This is a genomic window from Burkholderia sp. B10, from assembly GCF_004368385.1.
GTDB lineage: Bacteria > Pseudomonadota > Gammaproteobacteria > Burkholderiales > Burkholderiaceae > Burkholderia > Burkholderia vietnamiensis.
In genome coordinates, this window is record NZ_PQMX01000083.1 from 1 (window position 1) to 22,422 (window position 22,422).

The window sequence follows — 22,422 nt, forward strand, 5'->3', positions numbered from 1 at the left end:
ATGCAACGGACGGTCCGGCTTTCGACATTCCGACGTGCTATAATTTGCGGTTTCCAAGCTGCAACGCGCGCGCACGTGTCCCGGTGACTGACGAGCGTGCGCGTTTGCGCGTTCAACGATTTCAGGTTTCTATGACCCGCGCCCTTCGCAACATCGCCATCATCGCTCACGTCGACCACGGCAAGACTACGCTCGTCGACCAACTGCTTCGCCAGTCCGGCACCTTCCGCGAGAACCAGCAGATTGCCGAGCGGGTGATGGACTCGAACGACATCGAAAAAGAGCGCGGGATCACCATCCTCGCGAAGAACTGCGCGGTCGAATACGAAGGCACGCACATCAACATCGTCGACACGCCGGGGCACGCGGACTTCGGCGGCGAGGTGGAGCGCGTGCTGTCGATGGTCGACTCGGTGCTGCTGCTGGTCGACGCGGTCGAAGGCCCGATGCCGCAGACGCGCTTCGTCACGAAGAAGGCGCTCGCGCTCGGTCTGAAGCCGATCGTCGTGATCAACAAGATCGATCGTCCGGGCGCGCGGATCGACTGGGTGATCAACCAGACCTTCGACCTGTTCGACAAGCTCGGTGCCACCGAAGAGCAGCTGGACTTCCCGATCGTCTACGCATCGGGCCTGAACGGCTACGCGTCGCTCGATCCGGCGACCCGCGAAGGCGACATGCGCCCGCTGTTCGAGGCGATCCTCGCGCACGTGCCGGTTCGCCCGGCCGATCCGGAAGCGCCGCTGCAGCTGCAGATCACGTCGCTCGACTATTCGACGTACGTCGGCCGTATCGGCGTGGGCCGCATCACGCGCGGTCGCATCAAGCCGGGTCAGCCGGTCGTGATGCGCTTCGGTCCGGAAGGCGAGGTGCTGAACCGCAAGATCAACCAGGTGCTGTCGTTCAAGGGGCTCGAGCGCGTGCAGGTCGAGTCGGCCGAAGCCGGCGACATCGTGCTGATCAACGGCATTGAAGACGTCGGCATCGGCGCGACGATCTGCGCGGTCGACACGCCCGAAGCGCTGCCGATGATCACCGTCGACGAACCGACGCTGACGATGAACTTCCTCGTCAACTCGTCGCCGCTGGCAGGCCGCGAAGGCAAGTTCGTGACGAGCCGCCAGATCCGCGACCGCCTGATGAAGGAACTGAACCACAACGTCGCGCTGCGCGTGAAGGACACCGGCGACGAAACCGTGTTCGAAGTGTCGGGCCGCGGCGAACTGCACCTGACGATCCTCGTCGAGAACATGCGCCGCGAAGGCTATGAGCTCGCGGTGTCGCGTCCGCGCGTCGTGATGCAGGAAATCGACGGCGTGAAGCACGAGCCGTACGAGCTGCTGACGGTCGACGTCGAAGACGAGCACCAGGGCGGCGTGATGGAAGAGCTCGGCCGCCGCAAGGGCGAGATGCTCGACATGGCGTCGGACGGCCGCGGCCGTACGCGTCTGGAATACCGCATCTCGGCGCGCGGCCTGATCGGCTTCCAGAGCGAATTCCTGACGCTCACGCGCGGCACGGGCCTGATGAGCCACATCTTCGACTCGTACGCACCGGTCAAGGAAGGCTCGGTGTTCGAGCGTCGCAACGGCGTGCTGATCTCGCAGGACGACGGCGCCGCGGTGGCGTACGCGCTGTGGAAGCTGCAGGATCGCGGCCGCATGTTCGTGAAGCCGGGCGACGCGCTGTATGAGGGCATGATCATCGGCATTCACAGCCGCGACAACGACCTGGTCGTGAACCCGATCAAGGGCAAGCAGCTGACCAACGTGCGTGCGTCGGGCACCGACGAAGCCGTGCGCCTCGTGCCGCCGGTCCAGATGTCGCTCGAATATGCGGTCGAATTCATCGACGACGACGAGCTCGTCGAAGTCACGCCGCAATCGATCCGTCTGCGCAAGCGCTTCCTGAAGGAACACGAGCGTCGTCGCGCAAGCCGTGAAGGCGCGGTCGACTAAGATCGTGCGTTCCCGTGCATGACGAAAAAGGCTGCCTTCGGGCGGCCTTTTTTGCATTCGCTCGACGTGCAACCGAATAGCCGGCAAAACACTGTTTCTGCGCCTCGTACCAATCCGGCAAAACCCCGCCACGCGGTGCTTTCGGGCACATTTCGGCGCGAACTCCGGTATCGGTTCTGTGATATGCTGCGCGCACGCAAGTTTAGGTCCTTCCAAGCAAGACTTGATTCGCAATCCGCTAAACGGTCAGGCCGTGTCGCGGAAGGTTGAGCAACCCGCTATTTCTCGAGAAGCTCGAAGAAAGGTGAGCGTAAAATGTCAGATGTAATGAAGCAGTTTCAGCTGAACTCCTATCTGTTCGGCGGCAATGCTTCGTACGTTGAAGAACTGTACGATGCATATCTCAACAATCCGGCGTCGGTGCCGGAAAACTGGCGAGAGTATTTCGACGCGCTGCAGAACGTGCCGGCAACGGACGGTTCGAATGCCAACGACGTCGCTCACTACCCGATCGTCGAATCGTTCGCCGAGCGTGCGAAGGCCAATGCCTTCATCCCGCGCGAAAGCGGCAGCAATCTGGCCACCGCGCGCAAGCAGGTTCATGTCCAGTCCCTGATCAGCGCCTATCGCTTCCTCGGCTCGCAATGGGCCAATCTGGATCCGCTGAAGCGTCGCGAACGTCCCGCCATCCCCGAGCTCGAACCTGCTTTCTACGACTTCTCCGAAGGCGACCTCGACCAGACGTACAGCGCAAGCAATCTGTACTTCGGTTTCGACCAGGCTTCGCTGCGCGACATCGTCAAGGGCCTGCGTGACACGTACTGCGGCACGATCGGCGCCGAGTACATGTACATCAGCGATCCGGAGCAGAAGCGCTGGTGGCAGGAGCGCCTCGAATCGACGCGCGCGACGCCGGCGTTCTCGGCCGACAAGAAGAAGCACATCCTGAATCGCCTGACGGCCGCCGAAGGCCTCGAGCGCTACCTGCACACCAAGTACGTCGGCCAGAAGCGCTTCTCGCTCGAAGGCGGCGAGAGCTTCATCGCGGCGATGGACGAAGTCGTCCAGCACGCGGGCAAGAGCGGCGTGCAGGAAATCATCATCGGCATGGCCCACCGCGGCCGTCTGAACGTGCTGGTCAACACGCTGGGCAAGATGCCGGCCGACCTGTTCGCCGAATTCGAAGGCAAGCACGTCGACGACCTGCCGGCCGGCGACGTGAAGTACCACAAGGGCTTCTCGTCGGACGTGTCGACGGAAGGCGGCCCGGTCCACCTGTCGCTCGCATTCAACCCGTCGCACCTCGAAATCGTGAACCCGGTGGTCGAAGGTTCGGCGAAGGCGCGGATGGACCGTCGCGGCGACGACGACGGCCTGCAGGTGCTGCCGGTGCAGATCCACGGCGACGCGGCATTCGCGGGCCAGGGCGTCGTGATGGAAACGCTGAACCTCGCGCAAACGCGCGGTTACGGCACGCACGGCACGCTGCACATCGTCATCAACAACCAGATCGGCTTCACGACGTCCGACCCGCGCGACGCGCGCTCGACGCTGTACTGTACCGACGTGGTCAAGATGATCGAAGCGCCGGTGCTGCACGTGAACGGCGACGATCCTGAAGCCGTCGTGCTCGCGATCCAGATCGCGATCGACTACCGGATGCAGTTCCACAAGGATGTCGTGATCGACATCGTGTGCTTCCGCAAGCTGGGTCACAACGAACAGGACACGCCGGCCGTCACGCAGCCGCTGATGTACAAGAAGATCGCGCAGCACCCGGGCACCCGTGCGCTGTACGCCGAGAAGCTGGTTCAGCAGGGCGTGATCACCGCGGAAGACGCCGACGGCTACGTGAAGGCGTACCGCAAGGCGATGGACGACGGCCACCACACCGTCGATCCGGTCCTGTCGAACTACAAGAGCAAGTACGCGGTCGACTGGGTGCCGTTCCTGAACCGCAAGTGGACGGACGCAGCCGATACGGCCGTGCCGCTCGCCGAACTGAAGCGCCTGGGCGAACGCATCACCACGGTCCCGGAAAACTTCAAGGTTCACCCGCTCGTCGAGCGCGTGATCAACGACCGCCGCAACATGGCGCGCGGCGACCAGCCGCTCGACTGGGGCATGGGCGAACACCTCGCATTCGCGTCGCTCGTCGCATCGGGCTATGCAGTGCGCCTGACCGGCCAGGACTCGGGCCGCGGCACGTTCACGCACCGTCACGCGGTGCTGCACGACCAGAACCGCGAGCGCTGGAACGACGGCACGTACGTGCCGCTGCAGAACATCGCCGAAGGCCAGGCGAAGTTCACGGTGATCGACTCGGTGCTGTCGGAAGAGGCGGTGCTGGGCTTCGAATACGGTTACTCGACCGCCGAGCCGAACACGCTCGTGCTGTGGGAAGCGCAGTTCGGCGACTTCGTTAACGGCGCGCAGGTCGTGATCGACCAGTTCATCTCGTCGGGCGAAGTGAAGTGGGGCCGCGTGTCGGGCCTGACGATGCTGCTGCCGCACGGGTACGAAGGCCAGGGCCCGGAACACTCGTCGACCCGAATCGAGCGTTTCCTGCAACTGTGCGCGGATCACAACATGCAGGTCGTTCAGCCGACCACCCCGGCGCAGATCTTCCACCTGCTGCGTCGCCAGATGATCCGCCTGTTCCGCAAGCCGCTGATCATCGCTACGCCGAAGTCGCTGCTGCGCCACAAGGAAGCGGTGTCGGATCTGTCCGAGCTCGCGAAGGGCTCGTTCCAGCCGGTGCTGGGCGAAACCGACGGCGGCATCGACCCGAAGAAGGTCAAGCGTGTGCTGGCATGCTCGGGCCGCGTGTACTACGACCTCGTCGCGCACCGTCGCGAAGCGAAGGCGAACGACGTCGCGATCATCCGTATCGAGCAGCTGTATCCGTTCGCGCACAAGCAGTTCGAAGCGGAAATGAAGAAGTACGAGCACGCGACTGAAGTGGTCTGGGTGCAGGACGAGCCGCAGAACCAGGGCCCCTGGTTCTACGTCGAGCACCACCTGAAGGAAGGCATGAAGGAAGGGCAGAAGCTGGCATACAGCGGCCGCCCGGCTTCGGCCTCGCCGGCAGTTGGCTACTACGCGAAGCACTACGAGCAGCAGAAGGCCCTCATCGAAGGTGCATTCGGCCGCCTGAAGAGCACATCGATCGCGAAATAATCGACGTAAGCGAAACGGGAAGGCGCGCGGCGCTTTCCCGTCTCTTTTGGCCCGCGTGGCGCGTCGCGCGCCCTGGTGGCCGAGCGAGTCGCACGAACCTCGTCATTACCCAGATTAAGCATCCAGGAAAATCACATGGCTATCGTAGAAGTCAAAGTCCCCCAGCTTTCGGAGTCGGTTTCGGAAGCCACCATGCTGCAGTGGAAGAAGAAGCCGGGCGAAGCAGTCGCGCAGGACGAAATCCTGATCGAACTCGAGACCGACAAGGTCGTGCTCGAAGTGCCGGCACCGGCCGCGGGCGTGCTCGCGCAAGTGCTGCAGAACGACGGTGACACCGTGGTCGCCGATCAAGTGATCGCGACGATCGACACCGAAGCGAAGGCAGGTGCTGCGCAAGCCGCAGCGGGCGCCGCGGAAGTGCAGCCGGCGGCAGCGCCGGCCGCAGCAGCACCGGCCGCACAGCCGGCTGCCGCAACGGCATCGAGCTCGGCCGCCGCATCGCCGGCCGCAGCGAAGCTGCTGGCCGAGAAGGGTCTGTCGACGGGCGACGTCGCAGGCTCGGGCCGCGACGGCCGCGTCACGAAGGGCGACGCGCTCGCCGCAGGCAGCGCACCGAAGGCTGCACCGGCCGCCGCACCGGCGAAGACCGCCGCTGCGAAGCCGTCGCTGCCGGAAGTGAAGGTCCCGGCATCGGCCACGACCTGGCTGAACGACCGTCCGGAACAGCGCGTGCCGATGTCGCGCCTGCGCGCGCGTATCGCCGAGCGTCTGCTCGAGTCGCAGCAAACGAACGCGATCCTGACGACGTTCAACGAAGTCAACATGCAGCCGGTCATGGACCTTCGCGCGAAGTACAAGGACAAGTTCGAGAAGGAACATGGCGTGAAGCTCGGCTTCATGTCGTTCTTCGTGAAGGCGGCCGTGCACGCGCTGAAGAAGTTCCCGCTGGTGAACGCGTCGATCGACGGTAACGACATCGTCTACCACGGCTACTTCGACATCGGTATCGCGGTCGGTTCGCCGCGCGGCCTGGTCGTGCCGATCCTGCGCAACGCGGATCAGCTGAGCCTCGCCGAGATCGAGAAGAAGATCGCCGAATTCGGCCAGAAGGCGAAGGACGGCAAGCTGTCGATCGAGGAAATGACGGGCGGTACGTTCTCGATCTCGAACGGCGGCGTGTTCGGCTCGATGCTGTCGACGCCGATCATCAACCCGCCGCAGTCGGCGATCCTCGGCGTGCACGCGACGAAGGAACGTCCGGTCGTCGAGAACGGCCAGATCGTGATCCGTCCGATCAACTACCTCGCGCTGTCGTACGACCACCGCATCATCGACGGCCGCGAAGCCGTGCTGTCGCTCGTCGCGATGAAGGATGCGCTCGAAGATCCGGCACGTCTGCTGCTCGACCTGTAAGCCGAGTCTCACCGCACTGACCCGTTCCGCACGCGCGCGCCTTCGCGCGCGCGTGCGGACGTACAAGTAGAAAGGATTGACATGTCCAAGGAATTTGACGTCGTCGTGATCGGCGCCGGCCCCGGCGGCTACATCGCCGCGATTCGCGCCGCGCAGCTCGGCAAGACCGTTGCCTGTATCGAGAAGTGGAAGAACCCGGCCGGCGCGCTGAAGCTCGGCGGCACCTGCCTGAACGTCGGCTGCATCCCGTCGAAGGCGCTGCTCGCGTCGTCGGAAGAGTTCGAAAACACGTCGCACCATCTGGCCGACCACGGCATCACGGTCGACGGCGTGAAGATCGACGTCGCGAAGATGCTCGGCCGCAAGGACGCGATCGTCGAGAAGATGACGAGCGGGATCGAGTTCCTGTTCAAGAAGAACAAGATCACCTGGCTCAAGGGCCACGGCAAGTTCACCGGCAAGACGGACGCCGGCGTGCAGATCGAAGTGAGCGGCGAAGGCGAAGCCGAAGTCGTCACCGCGAAGAACGTGATCATCGCGACGGGCTCGAAGGCGCGTCATCTGCCGAACATCCCGGTCGACAACAAGATCGTGTCGGACAACGAAGGCGCGCTGCGCTTCGACTCGGTGCCGAAGAAGCTCGCCGTGATCGGCGCGGGCGTGATCGGCCTCGAGCTCGGCTCGGTGTGGCGTCGTCTGGGCGCCGACGTGACGGTGCTCGAAGCGCTGCCGGCGTTCCTCGGCGCAGCCGACGAAGCGCTCGCGAAGGAAGCGGCGAAGCTGTTCAAGAAGCAGGGCCTCGACATTCATCTCGGCGTGAAGATCGGCGACGTGAAGACGACCGAGAACGGCGTGTCGATCGCCTACACGGACAAGGACGGCAACGCGCAGACGCTCGACGCCGACCGCCTGATCGTGTCGGTCGGCCGTGTGCCGAACACCGACAACCTCGGCCTCGAGGCAATCGGCCTGAAGGCGAACGAGCGCGGCTTCATCGACGTGGACGACCACTGCCGCACGGCGGTGCCGAACGTGTATGCGATCGGCGACGTGGTGCGCGGCCCGATGCTCGCGCACAAGGCGGAAGACGAAGGCGTGCTGGTCGCGGAAGTGATCGACGGCCAGAAGCCGCACATCGACTACAACTGCATTCCGTGGGTGATCTACACGTACCCGGAAATCGCATGGGTCGGCAAGACGGAGCAGCAGCTGAAGGCGGAAGGCCGCGAGATCAAGTCGGGCAAGTTCCCGTTCTCGATCAACGGCCGCGCGCTCGGCATGAACGCGCCGGACGGTTTCGTGAAGATGATCGCGGACGCGAAGACCGACGAACTGCTCGGCGTGCACGTGATCGGCGCGAATGCGTCGGACCTGATCGCGGAAGCCGTGGTGGCGATGGAATTCAAGGCGGCGTCGGAAGACATCGCCCGCATCTGCCATCCGCACCCGTCGATGTCGGAAGTGATGCGCGAAGCGGCGCTCGCGGTCGACAAGCGCTCGCTGAACAGCTGAGCGCGGTATAGCGCCGGCCGGCGCTCGGCCGGCGCAGCCGTCTCATGACGAAGGCGGGCGGGAATTTCCCGCTCGCCTTCGTCTTTTCCGGTTTGCCCGATGAACGTCAACGAATACTACACGCGCGAACTGAGTACGCGCGGCTATCAGTCCGATCCCGCCCAGCGCGCGGCCGTCGATCGTCTGCAGCGCTGTTTCGACGAATGGGTCGAGTACAAGGGGCGCCGCTCGAACGCGTTCAAGAAGCTGATCAATCGTCCCGATCTGCCGCGCGGCGTCTACATGTGGGGCGGCGTCGGGCGCGGCAAGAGCTTCCTGATGGACAGCTTCTACGCGGTGGTGCCGGTGCAGCGCAAGACGCGCCTGCATTTCCACGAATTCATGCGGGAAGTCCATCGCGAGCTCGAGGAGCTGAAAGGGCAGGCCGATCCGCTCGACGAGCTCGCGCGACGTATCGCGAAACGCTACCGGCTGATCTGCTTCGACGAATTCCACGTGTCGGACATCGCCGACGCGATGATCCTGTACCGGCTGCTCGACCGGCTGTTCGACAACGGCGTGCAGTTCGTGATGACGTCCAACTACGATCCCGACGATCTCTATCCCGACGGCCTGCATCGCGACCGCATGCTGCCGGCGATCGCGCTGATCAAGCAGAAGCTCGACGTGCTGAACGTCGACGCGGGCGTCGACTATCGGCAGCGCACGCTCGCGCAGGTGCAGATGTATCACACGCCGCTCGGCGCCGACGCCGATCGCGAGCTGCGCCGTGCGTTCGCGAAGCTCGCCGCGGTGCCTGACGAGAGCCCGATCCTGCATATCGAGAAGCGCGAGCTGAAGGCGTTGCGCAAGGCGGACGGCGTCGTGTGGTTCGATTTCGCGACGCTGTGCGGCGGCCCGCGCTCGCAGAACGACTATCTCGAGCTGGCCAGCCGCTTCCACGCGATCGTGTTGTCCGAGGTGCCGCAGATGTCGCCGCGGATGGCGTCCGAGGCGCGGCGCTTCACGTGGCTGATCGACGTGCTGTACGACCACAAGGTCAAGCTGCTGATGTCGGCCGCGGTGCCGGCCGAGCAGTTGTACGTCGAAGGGCCGATGGCGAACGAGTTCGCCCGCACGGTATCGCGGATCGTCGAAATGCAATCGAAGGAGTACCTCGAAGCGCCGCGTCGCATCGTCGATACTTCGCTGACCTGAGCGCGGCTGCCGCAAGTCATGCGCTTCAATCGTCAATTCCGGTCAAATTGCCTCAATTTGACGGTATTTTCGGATTTGTCTTATAGTCGCCGAAAAGGTCGGGCGATATCGTGTGTCATGGTTCCTGAGGCTGGAGATGTCCATGACACCGTATCGCGATCTGACCGACCAGGAGTGGCGCTCCATCGTGCCGCTTCTGCCTGAAATGAAGCCGCGCACCGAATTGCGCGGTCGGCCACTGGCCAACACACGCGCCGTGCTGAACGGCGTGCTGTGGGTGATCTACAGCGGCGCGACATGGTCCGCGATGCCGCGTCGCTACCCTTCGTATCAGACCTGCCATCGCCGCTTCAAGGCCTGGCACGACACGGGCACGTTGATGCAGGTGATGAGCGTGCTGTACGGCGAGGCGGGCGTGAACCTGTGCAATGCGCTGTCCGCGCGGATGCGCAAGCACTGCCAACCGGATGCGGTAGCGGTGCCCGATGCCGCCGTGCCGGCCTACGTTGCACATGGCAAGCGTGCAGCCGCCGACACGATGGAGCTCGCGACGTGACGTCGTGCGATTTCACTATCGTGCGCGCATAAAAAATCGGCCTGACGACGTTGTCGCAGGCCGATTTTTCATTGCATCGCGCGCATCGACGCGCGCTGCATTACTGCGCGCGCACCCAGGTCTGCGAGCGGCCGAGCAGCGATACGCCGATGTAGCCGCGCACGACCAGCTTCTGGCCGCCGTCTTCCAGCGACATCTTGCACTTGTAGACCTTGCCGTTTTCCGGATCGAGGATGTTGCCGCCGTCCCAGTGGTCGCCGTCCTTCTTCATCGCCTTGATGATCGTCATGCCCTTGATGAGCTGATCCTTGCGTTCGTCCGTGCATGCGGTGCAGCGGCGATCGGGCGTGTCGTTCGCGCCGAGGCCCTTGACGACCTTGCCCGACAGCGAGCCGTCGCCATCTTCGGCGATCTGCACGAGGGCCTTCGGCGCGTGCGTGCTGTCGTCGATCGTCTGCCACATGCCGACGGGGCTGTCGGCCTGAGCGAAGGTGGGGGCAGCGCAAGCGAGCAGTGCGCCGGCGACGGCCAGTGCGCGCAACGGGCGGGTCAGTTGAACCATTGTCTTCCTCCTTGTTTCGTGTCGTGTTCGATTCGCTCGCACGACCGCCTGCATAGGGCGGTGGCATGTTGCGAGCCACGTCAGAATACGTGAAACAGCGTGCCGCGTTTGATAGACGGGACTCTAATCTAAACGGCCCGCGACATGCGGGCCGTGCGCTGCGCAATCAATTGAGCTGATACGAAAACGCCGCGTTTACGCGTGGGCTGCGCGATGCGCTTTCGACCGGCGCATCGCCGACGGGCTTCGCGATGTTCAGGTCGAGACTGTAATAGCGGTTGTCCGTGAAGCGCACGCCGATGCCGACCGACGACAGCCGGCTCGGCGACGGCGTGCCGGTGTGCAGGTACACGCGCGCCATGTCGTACGCGATGTACGGCGTGATCGACTTCATGTAGGTCCAGCCCGGCGTGAACGCGCGATTGACCTCCAGCGACGCTCCCCAGCCCGAGTCGCCCGACGTTTCGCCGGGCTGGTAGCCGAGCGCATAGCGCGTCGAGCCGAACGAGATCTGTTCCGACGTCGGCAGCGAATCGGGGCTGTACTGGCCCGTCAGCGACACCGACGTGCCGATCTTGAACGGCCATTCGTTGGTCTGCGTGAAGGTCGCGCCGGTGCGCACGAACGTGAGCGAGATCGGGCTGTCGGCCGATGTCGTGTTCCCGCCGATCGTCGTGTTCTGCGACTTCGACGCACCGAGGATATTGAAGCCCTTCGCGACGTTGACGCTCAGCTTCTGCACCTGTTTCGCGGACACGCTCGTGTAGTCGAGCTGCATCTGCAGCACGCGCACTTGCGAGCGCGTGTCGATGCTGTTGCCGGTGATCGTGTTCTGGTAGCGGTCTTCGTTGTGCGACGCGTAGCCGGACACCGTGCCGAGCAGGCTGCGCTGGTTGTTCAGCAGCAGTGGATAGGAAGCCGAAAGACCGAGCTTCTCGTTCTTCACGGTGCGCTCGACGGTGGACGGCAGGCCGGGGTTGTCGGTCGGCTTGCCGCGGTAGGTGCTGGCATCCAGCCGCGTGACGAGGCCGCTGCTGCCGACCGGCACCGCGCCGCTGAACGCGACGTAGGTCTGCTTGTCGCGTCCGGGCGGCACCAGCGCCGAAATGCTCAGCTGCTCGCCGAACGACGTGAGACCGTTCTCCGTCGCCGTGATGAGCCCCTGGACGCCCGGGTGATTGAAATCGATCCCGGTGCTGATGTTGAAGGCCTTGCGATCGACGGCGAGCTCGAGCGTCGTTGCGCCGTCGGTCGTCTGCGGGGGCGGCACGTTGGCCTTCACCGATACGCCGGGCAGGAGGCCGAACGTGTTCACGTAGCGTTCGAAGGTCGCGCGGCGCAGCGGTCGGTCGGCCGTGATGTGCGCGGCAATCGCGCGAATCTTCGACTCCATCGCGCCGGGCTTGCCGGTGACCTTCACGTCGGATACATAGCCTTCGACGACGGTGATGCGCACGACGCCGTTCTCGAACGTCTGCGCGGGAACGAACGCGAACGACAGCGCGTAGCCGCGCTCCTGGTACAGCTTGGTCACGCCGTTGGCGGTCTCGATCAGCTGGCCGATCGTGATGTCCTTGCCGACGAGCGGCGTGAAGCGTCGCGAGATTTCGTCGAACGGCACCGACTTCACGCCCTCGACCTGGAACGTGGAAGGCGTCAGATGTCGCGACAGCAGCTCCTGCAGTTGCGGCGCCTGCGGCGCGACCTGCACGGTGACGTTCGGACCTTGTTTCGGTGTGTTGATCTGCGGAAGGGAGTCGAGCGGGTTGCCTGCCGCGCGCGTCTGCGCGTGTGCGCCGCCGGCCGCTGCGATGGCGAGCAGCAGCATCCAACTGTCGAGTCTGGATTTCATTGTTCTTCCTCGTAGGCCTTGCTTTTCATCTTCTTTGTTTGCGTGCGCGCGACACCGGAATGTCGCGCGCCGCGTGCCGCGTTGCCGGTCGTGTTGGTACGGCCGCGCGTCGTGCACCGGCTGCACGGGCGCGGCCGTCCTCCTTACTTGCCGACGCTGCCCAGCGTGCCGAGCAGGCCCGTTACCGGCGCGAGCAGGCCGGTCGAGCTGCCCGACGACGCCGAGTTCGACACGCCGCCGACGAGCGACGTGACCGGCGCGAGCGGACTCGACGATCCCCCCGATCCCGTTGCGCCGCCGACCGCGCCGGTGACAGTATTCAGCAAGCCCGTGACCGGCGCGAGCGGGTTTGCCCCGCTTGCGCCGCCCGTTGCTCCGCCGAGCGTGCCCGTGACCGTCGACACGAGATTGGTGAGCGGCGCGAGCGGGCTGCTGCCCGAGCCACCCGTCGCGCCGCCGACCGCGCCGGTGAGCGAACCGAGCGGCGTCGAGCCGAGACCGGACAGCAGGCCGCCGAGCGGGTTCGTTGCACCCGAACCCGACGACGAGCCGCTCTGGACCGTTGCCGTCGAGCCGCCGACGAGGCTCGTGATCAGGCCGGGGATCGGTGCCGCACCGTTCGGGCCGTTCGGGTTCACGAGACCGCCCGCGTTGGTCACGGTATTGCCCACCGCGGTGACGAGCTGGCCGACGTCGCCGACGAGCGGCTGCTTCGACGTGCCCGCGACCTGCGTGCCGGCCGAGCTGATCGCGCCGCCGATCTGGCCGAGCAGGCCCGACACCGGTTGACCGAGGCCCGTCGTCGTGCCGACCTGTTGCGTGACCTGGCCGGCGGTGATGACGAGCGGCGTGATCGCCGAGCTGAGCGGCTGCGTGACCTGCTGCACGGCGCCCGACGACAGCGTCGAGCCGATCGTCGTGCCCGCCGCGGACAGGCCGTTGGCGACCGTGTCGAGTACCGTGCCGACCGGCGACGTGACCGGTGCGAGCGGCGCGAGCGGGCCGGTGCCGAGCGCCTTGACGGTCGAGCTCAGGCCGGACACGGTATTGCTCGTCGCGCCGACCACGTTGCCGAGGCCCGCGACAGTTGTGCCGACCGGATTGCTCGTCGTGCCGGTCTGTCCGAGGCCGTTGCTCAACGCGTCGGCGGCGGCGCCGATGATCGTGCCGGTGCTCGACAGCGTGCTGCCGACGCCCTTCGTCACGCCGTCGCCGAGGCCCGGCAGGCTGACGTTGCCCACCGTGCTGCCGAGATCCGTCGCGGTCTGGCCGACCGTGCTGACCACGCCCTTGGTGCCCGTCGTCGTGCCGCTGGTGCCGCTCGTCCCGCTGCTGCCGGTGCCGCTGGTACCGCTCGTGCCGCTGGTGCTGCTCGTCGGCGGCGAGCTGACGCCGCCGCCGCCGCAAGCGGCGAGCACGCACGCTGCCGCGAACGCGGTGAGGGGAGCGCGCCACGGGCGCAGGGCGGCCGTCGTGAAGGAATGTTGTTGGGACATGATTGGACTCCTCGCTGTCTTGTCGATGAATGGATGCCGGATTACTTGCCGTGCGTGCCGCCGAGCAGGCCGCCGATCAGCGACGTGACGGGCGCGAGCAGGTTCGAACCCGAGCCCGAGTTCGTGACGGTGCCCGTGGCGCCGCTCAGTGCGGGCGCGCCGGCTGCGCTGGTGACCGTGGACAGCGCGCCCGTCACCGGGGCCAGCGGGCCGCTGCCGGCAGCGCCGCCCGTCGCGCTGCCGAGCGCGCCGGTGACGGTGGAGACGAGGCCGGTGACCGGCGCGAGCGGACCGCTGCCGCCGCCCGCAGCGCCGCCGAGTGCGCCGGTGACGGTGGAGACGAGGCCGGTGACCGGTGCGAGCGGGCCGCCGCTGCCGCCCGTTGCGCCGCCGAGCGCGCCGGTGACTGTGGAGACGAGGCCGGTGACCGGCGCGAGCGGGCCGCTGCCGCCGCCCGCTGCGCCGCCGAGTGCGCCGGTGACTGTGGAGACGAGGCCGGTGACCGGTGCGAGCGGGCCGCTGCCGCCGCCCGTTGCACCGCCGAGCGTGCCGGTGACGGTCGAGACGAGGCCCGTGAGCGGCGCGAGCGGATTGGTCGCGCCGCCGGAGCTGCCGGCCAGCAGGCCGCCCACGGACTTCACGGTATTGCCCGCCGACGACACGGTGTTGCCGAGGCCGGTCGTGATCGGATTGCCGCCCGTCGATGCGATCAGCGCGCCGCCCTGGTTCAGGCCGTTGCCGATCGTGCCGAGCAGCGTGTTGACAGGCGCGCCGAGCCCGGTCGCCGTGCCGATCGTCTGCGTCGTCTGGCCGACCATCGTCGTGATCGGGGTGATGGCCGAACTGACCGTTTGCGTGAGCTGCTGGACCGGCCCGGTCGACAGCACGTTCGACAGTGTCGTGCCGCCGCCCGAGACCGCGTTGCCGACGGTCGTCACGAGGCCGCCGACGGCGCCGGTGACCGGTGCGAGCGGCGCCAGCGGGCCGCTGCCGAGGCTGGTGACCAGGTTGCCCGTCTGCGTCACTGCGCCGCCGAGCTGGTTGACCACGTTGCCCGTGCTGGCGACGGTGACACCCACCGGGTTGGCGGTTGCGCCGAGCTGGCCGAGCCCGCTGCCGAGGCCGTTGCCGAGTGCCGTGACCGCGCCGCCGACGCTCTGCACGATGCCGCCGGCCGCCTGCGTCGTGCCGGGGTTCACACCGGGCAGCGACTGACCGGCGATCACGGTGCCGAGACCCGATACCGTCGAACCGACTCCGGTGACGATATTGCCGCTGCTTGCGAGGACAGTTCCCACCGAGTTCGACGACACACCCGACGTTCCGCTCGTTCCGCTCGACGTGCCGCTGGTCGTTCCACTCGTGGAGCCGCTGGTGGAGCCACTGGTCGAACCGCTCGTCGAGCCGCTGGTGCTACCCGACGTGCTGCCGCTGGTCGAACCCGACGTGCCGCCCGAGGTGCCGCCGCCCGAGGTGGAGATCGAATCGCCGCCGCCCGAGCTCGACCCGCCGCTGATGCCCTTGCTGATCGAACCGGAACCGCCGCACGCGGAAAGGGAAAGCATGGCTGCCACGGTGGCCGCGATCATAGTCGTCCGGAGCGTGCCATGAGGGATAACCTGAATGTCCATTTCGTCCTCGCATTGAAGCTGATGTTGTGTTGGGTGATGCGAGGATTACTCTGCAACTGTCGTGCCATTCCGATGGCGACGGAGTCGATGAATCGCTTAAAACGCGCCAATTCCTTGTCGCAAAAGGCATTGGCGGTAATTGAAAGATTGTTGAAACTGTTTAAAGCCGGATTGAGGCAAACGATTTCGCGCGTTTCGTAACGTAACGTGCGGTCTTTGGCGTTACGCGCGCGGCGTAACGTGGATGTGGGGCAGGTGGCACGGGTGCGCGAATTGTTTTACTGGTGGACTAGATGTGCACATCTAACCTATCGTAAATCCTATGTGTAAGTCGTACCGAAACCCCGTACAAATGGTCCTGCGGCGGAAAGTTTTTCGGCCGGCTCTTAAAAGAGGTTGGAACATAAATAGGATCGGATATAGAATCCGGATCGGTGTAAGTAAATGTACAGTCCGGTACACGACGTTCGAGGAGGATCACTATCGCGAATGTTAACTTGCATCAAATCGTCGTATGCGCCCTTCGGGGTGACCTATAAAGAAAGCGCACCCGCTTGTCGTTACAGCACAAGTAACGAATCACGCGGGGCAACGGCCGGATATGCGGGGATGTACAACGTATAACAGGCCAAAGAACGTACATACAGGCACGAGGAATAAAATGAAAGCACTCATCAAGCGCTTCCTCAAGGAAGAAACCGGGGTTACCGCGATCGAATATGGGTTGATCGCGGGTCTGATTGCCGTGGCCATCGTTGCGGGCGTTTCGTCCATTGGCGGTAGCCTCGGCAACATGTTCACCAATCTGGGCTCCTGCATAACGTCTCCCACGACCGGCACCGGCTCATCGGCAACGGCCAACGTAGCCTGCACGGCGCCTTGGAAATAAACCCGTTTCATCACTGATACAAGCCAGCCGTAGTGCCGTGACAGGCGAATCGCCGTGCGCGATTCGCCCGTTGCGGCATGTTCGGCCACTCGTGATGCGATGGCACATTTCCTATTCACCGGGGCATTTCTCGCATGGGCGCTCGTTGTCGCGGCCAGCGATATCCGTTACCGACGTATTTCGAATGTGCTCGTGCTGGCGGGGCTGGTAGCGGGGTTTCTGGCGGCGAGTCTGGACGCTAATCCATTCGGTGTACTTCCGGTGCGCGCGATGATCGGCATGTTCGTCGGCCTGATCGTTCTGCTGCCGTTTTTCCTGTTGCGCGTGATGGGTGCGGCGGACGTGAAGATTTTCGCGGTGCTGGGCGCCTGGTGCGGCGCGAACGCGTTGCTGTGGGTCTGGGTCGCGGCCAGCCTTGCGGCCGGCGTGCACGTCCTTGTCCTGATGCTGCTCTCGCGCACGCGCATCCGGGCGCTGCGGTCACGGCGCGCGCCCGTCCTGATGGTCGGCGGATATCGTGCGACGCCTTATGCGGCATGCCTCGTCGCACCGGTGGCTGCGTGGCTCGTGTACCTCGTCATGGCAGGGGCAGGGCGATGAATCGTCAAAGCGCAGGGTGCCGGAAACGCGATCGTCAACGCGGCGCGACCGCGGTCGAATTCGCGATCGTGTTTCCGCTGTTCTTCATGATCTTCTACGCGATCGTCAGCTTCGGCATGATTTTCCTCATCCAGCAAAGCCTGACGTTCGCCGTCAGCGAAGGCGCGCGCGCCGGGTTGACTTACGCGCCGAGCCTCGGTTCGGACCAGAACCCCTGTACGTCGGTATCGAAGCCCATGACGCGCACGCAGAGCGCGTGCAATACCGCGTTGAGTTCGCTGAGCTGGCTGAACGGCAATCCGCAGCCGGCGTCGGTGACGGTGAAGACCAATGCATGTACAGACGGCTCGGCGAGTCCGACCAATTGCCTGACGGTCACGGTCAGCTACGTGCCTTTGCAGTGGCTGACGTCGATCCCGTTACTGGGGCAAGTGCTGAAGGGCCCGCTGACGAGTTCGGCGGTCGTGCAAATCCCGCAGTCCATGCTATGAGCAGCGCGTCATGAGTCCGAGTCGCGCCATCGAGAAATTTCGCGTCGTCATTCCGGCATCCATCCTTCTTTGAACATGACCAACAATTTGACGAAGATCATCGCCGGGCTGCTGATCGCGATCGCCGTACTGCTCGGCATCTATGCGTGGATGCTCGGACGCAGCGCGCCCGCTTCCGTACCGGCGCCGCAGGTCGTCACCGCCAATGCGGCGCCGGTGGTGATCGCAACGCACGCGTTGCCGGCCGGCCAGCCGATTCCCGCCGACGCGTTGAAGGTCCAGTCGATCAGCCCGGTGCCGACAGGCGCGTTCATGGATCCGACGATGGTTGCCGGCCGTGTCCCCGCCCGCGACATCCCCGCATCCGCGCCGATCACGCCCGACGCGCTGGTTTCCGGCCTCGCCGAAGACATCCAGCCTGGCGAGCGCGCGATCGCGGTGCGCGTCGACGAGACCAATGCCGTCGGCAACCGGCTGCGCCCCGGCAACTTCGTCGACGTGTTCCTGAATCTGAAGCGCGAAGGCGGCGGCGCGATGTTCGACGGCGAGGTGTCCCAGACGCAGGCGCGCCTGCTGATGTCGAAGGTGCGCGTGCTGTCGTTCGGCGACGCGACGCCGGAGCGCGACAGCGGCAGCACCACGAACGGCAGCAACGGCCAGCCGAGCAACGCCCGCATCGCCGTACTGGCAGTGCCGACCGCCCAGGTCGACGCGTTGACGCTCGGCGAGGCCACCGGCCGGCTGACGCTCGCGCTGCGCAACCCGCGCGACGACGAGCTCGCGATGCAGACCGTCGCGGTACGCACCGACAACAAGCTGTCGCCGTCGGCGCTGGCCGCGGCCGGCGTCTCGCTGCAACAGCTGTCGGGCACCCAGCGCGTTGCCGCGGCGGCCAATGTCAACGTCCCGCCGCTGCCGTCGCACCTTCAGCCGGCCGTGCGGTCCGCCGCGGGGGCGACGGGCAGCGGCGGCAGCATCGAAGTGATCCGCGGCGGCCGCTCGGAAACGGTTGCGTATTGAACAGCATCGATTCCTATCGATATCAGCGACGACATGTAATGGCCGTGCCACGGTACAACAATCCATGAAAAACACCCTGACTGCATTCGCGATGGCTCTGTGGGCCCTGACCTTCGCATCCATGGCAAGCGCGAGCGGGACGATCGAGCTCGCGGTCGGCGCGCAGCGGCAGATCGCCGCCGGCCGCGCGCTGCAGCGGGTCGCCGTCGGCGATCCGGCGATCGCCGACGTGCTGATCATGAAAGGCAGCCGTGCCGGCTCCGTGCTGCTGACCGCGAAGGCGCCCGGCACCACCAACGTGATGGTCTGGGAGCGCGGCCACGACGAGCCGACGGTCTGGAACGTCGAAGTCGTCGATGCGGCCGCGCAGGCCGTGCTCGACGCGTCGACGCCGCAGGTGAAGGCCTATGGCGGCACGTCGGTGCTGCGCGGCACGGCCGGCTCGCTCGATGCGCACGAACGCGCGGTGGCCGTCGCGAAGAACATGAGCCCGAAGGGCGCGGTGATCGATCGTTCGACGCTGGCCGGCAAGAACGTGGTGCAAGTGGACGTGCGCGTCGTCGAATTCAGCCGGTCGGTGCTCAAGCAGGTCGGCTTCAACTTCTTCAAACAGAGCAACGGCTTTTCGTTCGGCTCGTTCTCGCCGGGCGGCGTGCAGTCGTACAACGGCGGGTCCGGTCCCGGTACGGCGGCCTATATCCCGACGCTCGGCGCACCCGTTGCGTCCGCCTTCAATCTGGTCGTGAACGCGGCCGGGCACGGCATCTTCGCCGACCTGTCGCTGCTCGAAGCGAACAACCTCGCGCGCGTGCTCGCGGAACCGACGCTCGTCGCGCTGTCCGGCCAGAGCGCCAGCTTTCTCGCCGGCGGCGAGATTCCGGTGCCGTCGCCGCAGGGGCTCGGCTCGACCGCGATCCAGTGGAAGCAATACGGCGTCGGGCTGTCGCTGACGCCGACCGTGCTGAGCCCGAACCGGATCGCGCTGAAGGTCGCGCCGGAATCGAGCCAGCTCGATTTCGTGAACAGCGTGACGATCAGCGGCGTCGCGGTGCCGGGCATCACGACGCGCCGCGCCGACACGACGGTCGAGCTCGGCGACGGCGAGAGCTTCGTGATCGGCGGCCTGATCGACCGTCAGACGATGTCGAACGTCAGCAAGGTGCCGCTGCTGGGCGACCTACCGATCATCGGCACGTTCTTCAAGAACCTGAATTACCAGCAGAACGACAAGGAACTGCTGATCATCGTGACGCCGCATCTCGTCGCGCCGATCGCGAAGGGCGCGGTGCTGCCCGCGACGCCCGGCGAATTGGCCGAGCAGCATGACGGGCCGGTATGGCGTTCGTATCTCGGCGGTGCGGCGTCGCCGGACGCGGCGCCGGGGTTTTCGAAATGAGCACGAAGCACGACGCGCCGGGTCCCCGCGCGGCGCATTGCGCAATCGGGAGTGTGCGACATGAATGCACGAATCGAATCACTATGTGAACCCGCCGTGACGGACTACTTCGTTTGCGCATCGCAGAAGGAAGCACACGTGCGCTGGCTCGCCGACACGCTCGTGTCGGCCGGTGCGGTCGAAGCCGCATCGCTCGAGCCCGGCGTGCTCGCGCAGCGCATCACCGGCCTCAACCCGGCGCTCGTGTTCATCGACTTCTCCGCAAGCAGCGACGCGGCGAGCATTGCCGTCGCCGCGATCCGCGCCGCGCATCCCGGCTTGCCGATCGTCGCGCTCGGTTCGCTGGCCCAGCCGGAGAGCACGCTCGCCGCGCTGCGCGCGGGCGTGCGCGACTTCATCGACGTGTCGGCGCCTGCCGAGGAGGCGCTGCGCACGACGCGCGGCCTGCTGTCCAACGTCGGCGAGCCGGCGAGTCGCCATGGCAAGGTCGTCGCGTTGCTCGGCGCGCGCGCGGGCATGGGCGTCAGCACGCTCGCCGCGAATCTCGCCGTGTGGTTGCAGAAGCACGCGCTCGGACCGGGCGCGAAAGACCAACACGGCGGCAGCACGCCGGCCGGCCGTCAGACCGCACTGGTCGATCTGGGATTGCCGGCCGGGGACGGCGCGCTGTTCCTGAACACGCGCTGCGAGTTCCATTTCATCGACGCCGTGCAGAACCTGCGCCGCATCGACCGCACGTTCGTGAACACCGCGCTGACGCGGCACCAGAGCGGCGTGGCGCTGACCACGCTGCCGCCCGACCTCGGCGGCCTGCGCGACGTGTCGTATGCGGCTTGCGTCGGCTTGCTGAACCGGTTTCGCGCGTTCTTCGATCAGCAGGTCGTCGATCTCGGCGGCTTCTCCAATCGCGACTTCGTCACGCAGATCGCCGCGTCGGCCGACGAAGCGTGGCTCGTCTGCGATCAGGGCGTCGCGTCGATCGTGTCCGCGGCCGATCTGCTCACCGGCTTGCGCGACGCCGGGATCGACACCGATCGCGTCAAGCTGGTGGTCAACCAGTACGACCCCGCGCTGGACCTGATGCCCGCGCAGATCGCCGAGCGTCTCGGGCTGTCGCTGGTCGGCACGTTGCCCGCGCGGCGCGTCGCGATCGGCCATGCCGCGAACCAGGGACGGCTGATCGTCGATGCGGCGGAGCGCGATCCGTACGTGCGCGCCCTCGAATCCCTCGCCGTGCGGTTGCCGGGCATCTCCGGCACGGCCGGCGCGTCGCGTGCCGCGCCGCGCCTGTCCGCGCTCAAGCGCTTCATTCAACCTTCGTCCAAGCGGTCGTAACCGATGGCACACGACATCCAATTTGCCGACGGCGCAGCGCCGTTCTCCCAGACCCAGCAATTCCACGACATCAAGAATGCCGCGCACGAGCACTTGCTCACGCGCATCGAGGAGCTGGGCGCCGAGTTCGGCCGCTGGTCGCGCCAGGCGATCAACCAGTTCGTCGATCTGGAGATCGACAGCTTCGTGCGCCTGCGCCGCATTCCGCTCAACGAGAACGAAGTGCGCGCGATCGCCGAGGCGCTGACGAAGGAGCTGGCGGGCTTCGGGCCGATCGAGGACCTGCTCGCGGACCCGGCCGTCGAGGACATCCTGATCAACGGCTACAACGACGTGTACGTGTCGCGTCACGGCATGCTCGCCAAGCTGCCGGTGCGCTTCACCGACAACGCGCATCTGCTGCGCATCGTGCGGCGCATCCTCGCGCCGATCGGCCGCCGGCTCGACGAGTCGAACCCGATGGTCGATGCGCGGCTGCCGGACGGCGGACGCGTGAACGTCGTGATCGAGCCGCTGTCGATCGACGGCCCGATCGTGTCGATCCGGAAGTTCCGCAAGGATCCGCTGAAGCCGTCGGACCTGCTCGGCAACGGCACGTACAACGAAGAAATCGGCGCGCTGCTCGAGGCGGCCGTCGAAGCGCGCTGCAACGTGCTCGTGTCGGGCGGCACGAGCTCGGGCAAGACGTCGTTGCTCAATGCGCTCGCGTTTCATATTCCCGAGCCCGAGCGCGTCGTGACGATCGAGGATACGGCCGAGCTGTCGCTGAACCATCCGCACGTCGTGCGGCTCGAGAGCCGGCCGGGCGGATTCGACGGCTCCGGCGTGGTGACGATTCGCGACCTGCTGCGCAATACGCTGCGGATGCGTCCGGACCGGATCATCGTCGGCGAAGTGCGCGGCGGCGAAGTGCTCGAAATGCTGCAGGCGATGAACACCGGCCACGACGGCTCGATGGGCACCGTGCATGCGAGTTCGCCGCGCGAGTGCCTGTACCGTCTCGAGATGCTTGCGGGCTTCGCCGGTTTCCAGGGCACCGAGTCGAGCCTGCGGCGGCAGATCGCGAACGCGATCGACTTCATCGTGCAGATCGGGCGGCTGTCGAACGGGCGTCGCCGGATTCTGTCGATCACCGAGGTGACCGGGCTGTCCGACAACATCATCGCGACGCAGGAGCTGTATCGCTACGAGGCGCGTGTGACGCCGGAGGGCGAGGAAGTCGATCACTGGGAGTCGCTCGGCATCCATCCGCATTCGCCGAAGCTCGCGCGTTTCCGTCAGACGCTGTCGGGCGGCGCGGCGGGCGGTGGATTCGGCGGCGGGTTCGGCGGTGG

At 65.8% G+C, this 22,422-nt stretch carries 18 protein-coding genes; 14 read left to right on the forward strand and 4 right to left on the reverse strand.

Going from position 1 to position 22,422, the window contains the following annotated elements; genetic code table 11:
- The first annotated feature begins 131 nt into the window (after window positions 1-131).
- The 6 genes from typA (at window position 132) to C3Y15_RS27345 (ending at window position 9,816) form a co-directional block, all read left to right on the forward strand.
- The gene (gene typA, locus C3Y15_RS27315) at window positions 132-1,958 is read left to right on the forward strand and encodes a translational GTPase TypA (protein WP_011884600.1); all 1,827 of its coding nucleotides are present in this window, start codon (window positions 132-134) and stop codon (window positions 1,956-1,958) included.
- A 315-nt stretch (window positions 1,959-2,273) separates the two neighbouring features.
- Window positions 2,274-5,138, forward strand: a complete 2,865-nt coding sequence (locus C3Y15_RS27325) for a 2-oxoglutarate dehydrogenase E1 component (protein WP_011884602.1) — start codon at window positions 2,274-2,276, stop codon at window positions 5,136-5,138.
- Between the two features lie 135 nt (window positions 5,139-5,273).
- Window positions 5,274-6,551, forward strand: a complete 1,278-nt coding sequence (odhB, locus tag C3Y15_RS27330) for a 2-oxoglutarate dehydrogenase complex dihydrolipoyllysine-residue succinyltransferase (RefSeq protein WP_011884604.1) — start codon at window positions 5,274-5,276, stop codon at window positions 6,549-6,551.
- A gap of 81 nt (window positions 6,552-6,632) precedes the next feature.
- A complete protein-coding gene (gene lpdA / locus C3Y15_RS27335) occupies window positions 6,633-8,063 on the forward strand; it encodes a dihydrolipoyl dehydrogenase (RefSeq protein WP_011884605.1) in 1,431 nt (476 codons plus the stop codon).
- A 99-nt stretch (window positions 8,064-8,162) separates the two neighbouring features.
- On the forward strand, window positions 8,163-9,260 hold the full coding sequence (gene zapE, locus C3Y15_RS27340) for a cell division protein ZapE (RefSeq protein WP_011884606.1): 1,098 nt from the start codon (window positions 8,163-8,165) through the stop codon (window positions 9,258-9,260).
- A 142-nt stretch (window positions 9,261-9,402) separates the two neighbouring features.
- Entirely contained in the window at window positions 9,403-9,816 is a 414-nt protein-coding gene (locus C3Y15_RS27345) for a transposase (RefSeq protein WP_014722934.1), read from the forward strand.
- A 100-nt stretch (window positions 9,817-9,916) separates the two neighbouring features.
- Here the strand turns inward: C3Y15_RS27345 and C3Y15_RS27350 are convergent, their stop codons facing one another.
- The 4 genes from C3Y15_RS27350 to C3Y15_RS27365 form a co-directional block, all read right to left on the reverse strand.
- Entirely contained in the window at window positions 9,917-10,378 is a 462-nt protein-coding gene (locus C3Y15_RS27350) for a DUF2147 domain-containing protein (protein ID WP_011884608.1), read from the reverse strand.
- Between the two features lie 166 nt (window positions 10,379-10,544).
- A complete protein-coding gene (locus C3Y15_RS27355) occupies window positions 10,545-12,230 on the reverse strand; it encodes a POTRA domain-containing protein (RefSeq protein WP_014722936.1) in 1,686 nt (561 codons plus the stop codon).
- 143 nt (window positions 12,231-12,373) lie between these two features.
- Entirely contained in the window at window positions 12,374-13,726 is a 1,353-nt protein-coding gene (locus C3Y15_RS27360) for a collagen-like triple helix repeat-containing protein (protein WP_045579151.1), read from the reverse strand.
- Window positions 13,727-13,767: 41 nt separating this feature from the next.
- Entirely contained in the window at window positions 13,768-15,357 is a 1,590-nt protein-coding gene (locus C3Y15_RS27365; RefSeq protein ID WP_045579150.1) for a collagen-like triple helix repeat-containing protein, read from the reverse strand.
- On the opposite strand from C3Y15_RS27365, the gene C3Y15_RS31890 reads away from it, so the two are divergent.
- The 8 genes from C3Y15_RS31890 to C3Y15_RS27405 all read left to right on the forward strand — a co-directional run.
- A complete protein-coding gene (locus C3Y15_RS31890; protein ID WP_014722940.1) occupies window positions 15,334-15,558 on the forward strand; it encodes a hypothetical protein in 225 nt (74 codons plus the stop codon). The two genes, C3Y15_RS27365 and C3Y15_RS31890, sit on opposite strands and share 24 nt — an antisense overlap.
- Window positions 15,559-16,018: 460 nt before the next feature.
- The gene (locus C3Y15_RS27375) at window positions 16,019-16,246 is read left to right on the forward strand and encodes a Flp family type IVb pilin (protein WP_034195576.1); all 228 of its coding nucleotides are present in this window, start codon (window positions 16,019-16,021) and stop codon (window positions 16,244-16,246) included.
- Between the two features lie 99 nt (window positions 16,247-16,345).
- Window positions 16,346-16,846 carry a prepilin peptidase gene (locus tag C3Y15_RS27380; protein WP_034195575.1) on the forward strand — a complete coding sequence of 167 codons (501 nt, stop codon included), beginning with the start codon at window positions 16,346-16,348 and terminating at the stop codon, window positions 16,844-16,846.
- The gene (locus C3Y15_RS27385) at window positions 16,843-17,337 is read left to right on the forward strand and encodes a TadE/TadG family type IV pilus assembly protein (protein ID WP_034195574.1); all 495 of its coding nucleotides are present in this window, start codon (window positions 16,843-16,845) and stop codon (window positions 17,335-17,337) included. Before C3Y15_RS27380 ends, C3Y15_RS27385 begins: the two co-directional genes overlap by 4 nt.
- Before the next feature lie 75 nt (window positions 17,338-17,412).
- Complete coding sequence (gene cpaB, locus C3Y15_RS27390) at window positions 17,413-18,357, forward strand: Flp pilus assembly protein CpaB (protein ID WP_124260210.1); 945 nt, start codon at window positions 17,413-17,415, stop codon at window positions 18,355-18,357.
- 64 nt (window positions 18,358-18,421) lie between these two features.
- Entirely contained in the window at window positions 18,422-19,753 is a 1,332-nt protein-coding gene (locus C3Y15_RS27395; protein ID WP_011884617.1) for a type II and III secretion system protein family protein, read from the forward strand.
- Between the two features lie 60 nt (window positions 19,754-19,813).
- Window positions 19,814-21,088, forward strand: a complete 1,275-nt coding sequence (locus tag C3Y15_RS27400) for a fimbrial protein (protein ID WP_059568633.1) — start codon at window positions 19,814-19,816, stop codon at window positions 21,086-21,088.
- 3 nt (window positions 21,089-21,091) lie between these two features.
- On the forward strand, window positions 21,092-22,422 hold a 1,331-nt coding region (locus tag C3Y15_RS27405; protein WP_134206898.1), incomplete at its 3' end, for a CpaF family protein.

What these genes read in the sequence shown, in the direction of transcription:
- typA (WP_011884600.1), top strand. Translation starts at nt 132, where the DNA reads ATGACCCGCGCCCTTCGCAACATCGCCATCATCGCTCACGTCGACCAC.
- C3Y15_RS27325 (WP_011884602.1), top strand. Translation starts at nt 2,274, where the DNA reads ATGTCAGATGTAATGAAGCAGTTTCAGCTGAACTCCTATCTGTTCGGC.
- odhB (WP_011884604.1), top strand. Translation starts at nt 5,274, where the DNA reads ATGGCTATCGTAGAAGTCAAAGTCCCCCAGCTTTCGGAGTCGGTTTCG.
- lpdA (WP_011884605.1), top strand. Translation starts at nt 6,633, where the DNA reads ATGTCCAAGGAATTTGACGTCGTCGTGATCGGCGCCGGCCCCGGCGGC.
- zapE (WP_011884606.1), top strand. Translation starts at nt 8,163, where the DNA reads ATGAACGTCAACGAATACTACACGCGCGAACTGAGTACGCGCGGCTAT.
- C3Y15_RS27345 (WP_014722934.1), top strand. Translation starts at nt 9,403, where the DNA reads ATGACACCGTATCGCGATCTGACCGACCAGGAGTGGCGCTCCATCGTG.
- C3Y15_RS27350 (WP_011884608.1), bottom strand. Translation starts at nt 10,378, where the DNA reads ATGGTTCAACTGACCCGCCCGTTGCGCGCACTGGCCGTCGCCGGCGCA.
- C3Y15_RS27355 (WP_014722936.1), bottom strand. Translation starts at nt 12,230, where the DNA reads ATGAAATCCAGACTCGACAGTTGGATGCTGCTGCTCGCCATCGCAGCG.
- C3Y15_RS27360 (WP_045579151.1), bottom strand. Translation starts at nt 13,726, where the DNA reads ATGTCCCAACAACATTCCTTCACGACGGCCGCCCTGCGCCCGTGGCGC.
- C3Y15_RS31890 (WP_014722940.1), top strand. Translation starts at nt 15,334, where the DNA reads ATGAGGGATAACCTGAATGTCCATTTCGTCCTCGCATTGAAGCTGATG.
- C3Y15_RS27365 (WP_045579150.1), bottom strand. Translation starts at nt 15,357, where the DNA reads ATGGACATTCAGGTTATCCCTCATGGCACGCTCCGGACGACTATGATC.
- C3Y15_RS27375 (WP_034195576.1), top strand. Translation starts at nt 16,019, where the DNA reads ATGAAAGCACTCATCAAGCGCTTCCTCAAGGAAGAAACCGGGGTTACC.
- C3Y15_RS27380 (WP_034195575.1), top strand. Translation starts at nt 16,346, where the DNA reads ATGGCACATTTCCTATTCACCGGGGCATTTCTCGCATGGGCGCTCGTT.
- C3Y15_RS27385 (WP_034195574.1), top strand. Translation starts at nt 16,843, where the DNA reads ATGAATCGTCAAAGCGCAGGGTGCCGGAAACGCGATCGTCAACGCGGC.
- cpaB (WP_124260210.1), top strand. Translation starts at nt 17,413, where the DNA reads ATGACCAACAATTTGACGAAGATCATCGCCGGGCTGCTGATCGCGATC.
- C3Y15_RS27395 (WP_011884617.1), top strand. Translation starts at nt 18,422, where the DNA reads ATGAAAAACACCCTGACTGCATTCGCGATGGCTCTGTGGGCCCTGACC.
- C3Y15_RS27400 (WP_059568633.1), top strand. Translation starts at nt 19,814, where the DNA reads ATGAATGCACGAATCGAATCACTATGTGAACCCGCCGTGACGGACTAC.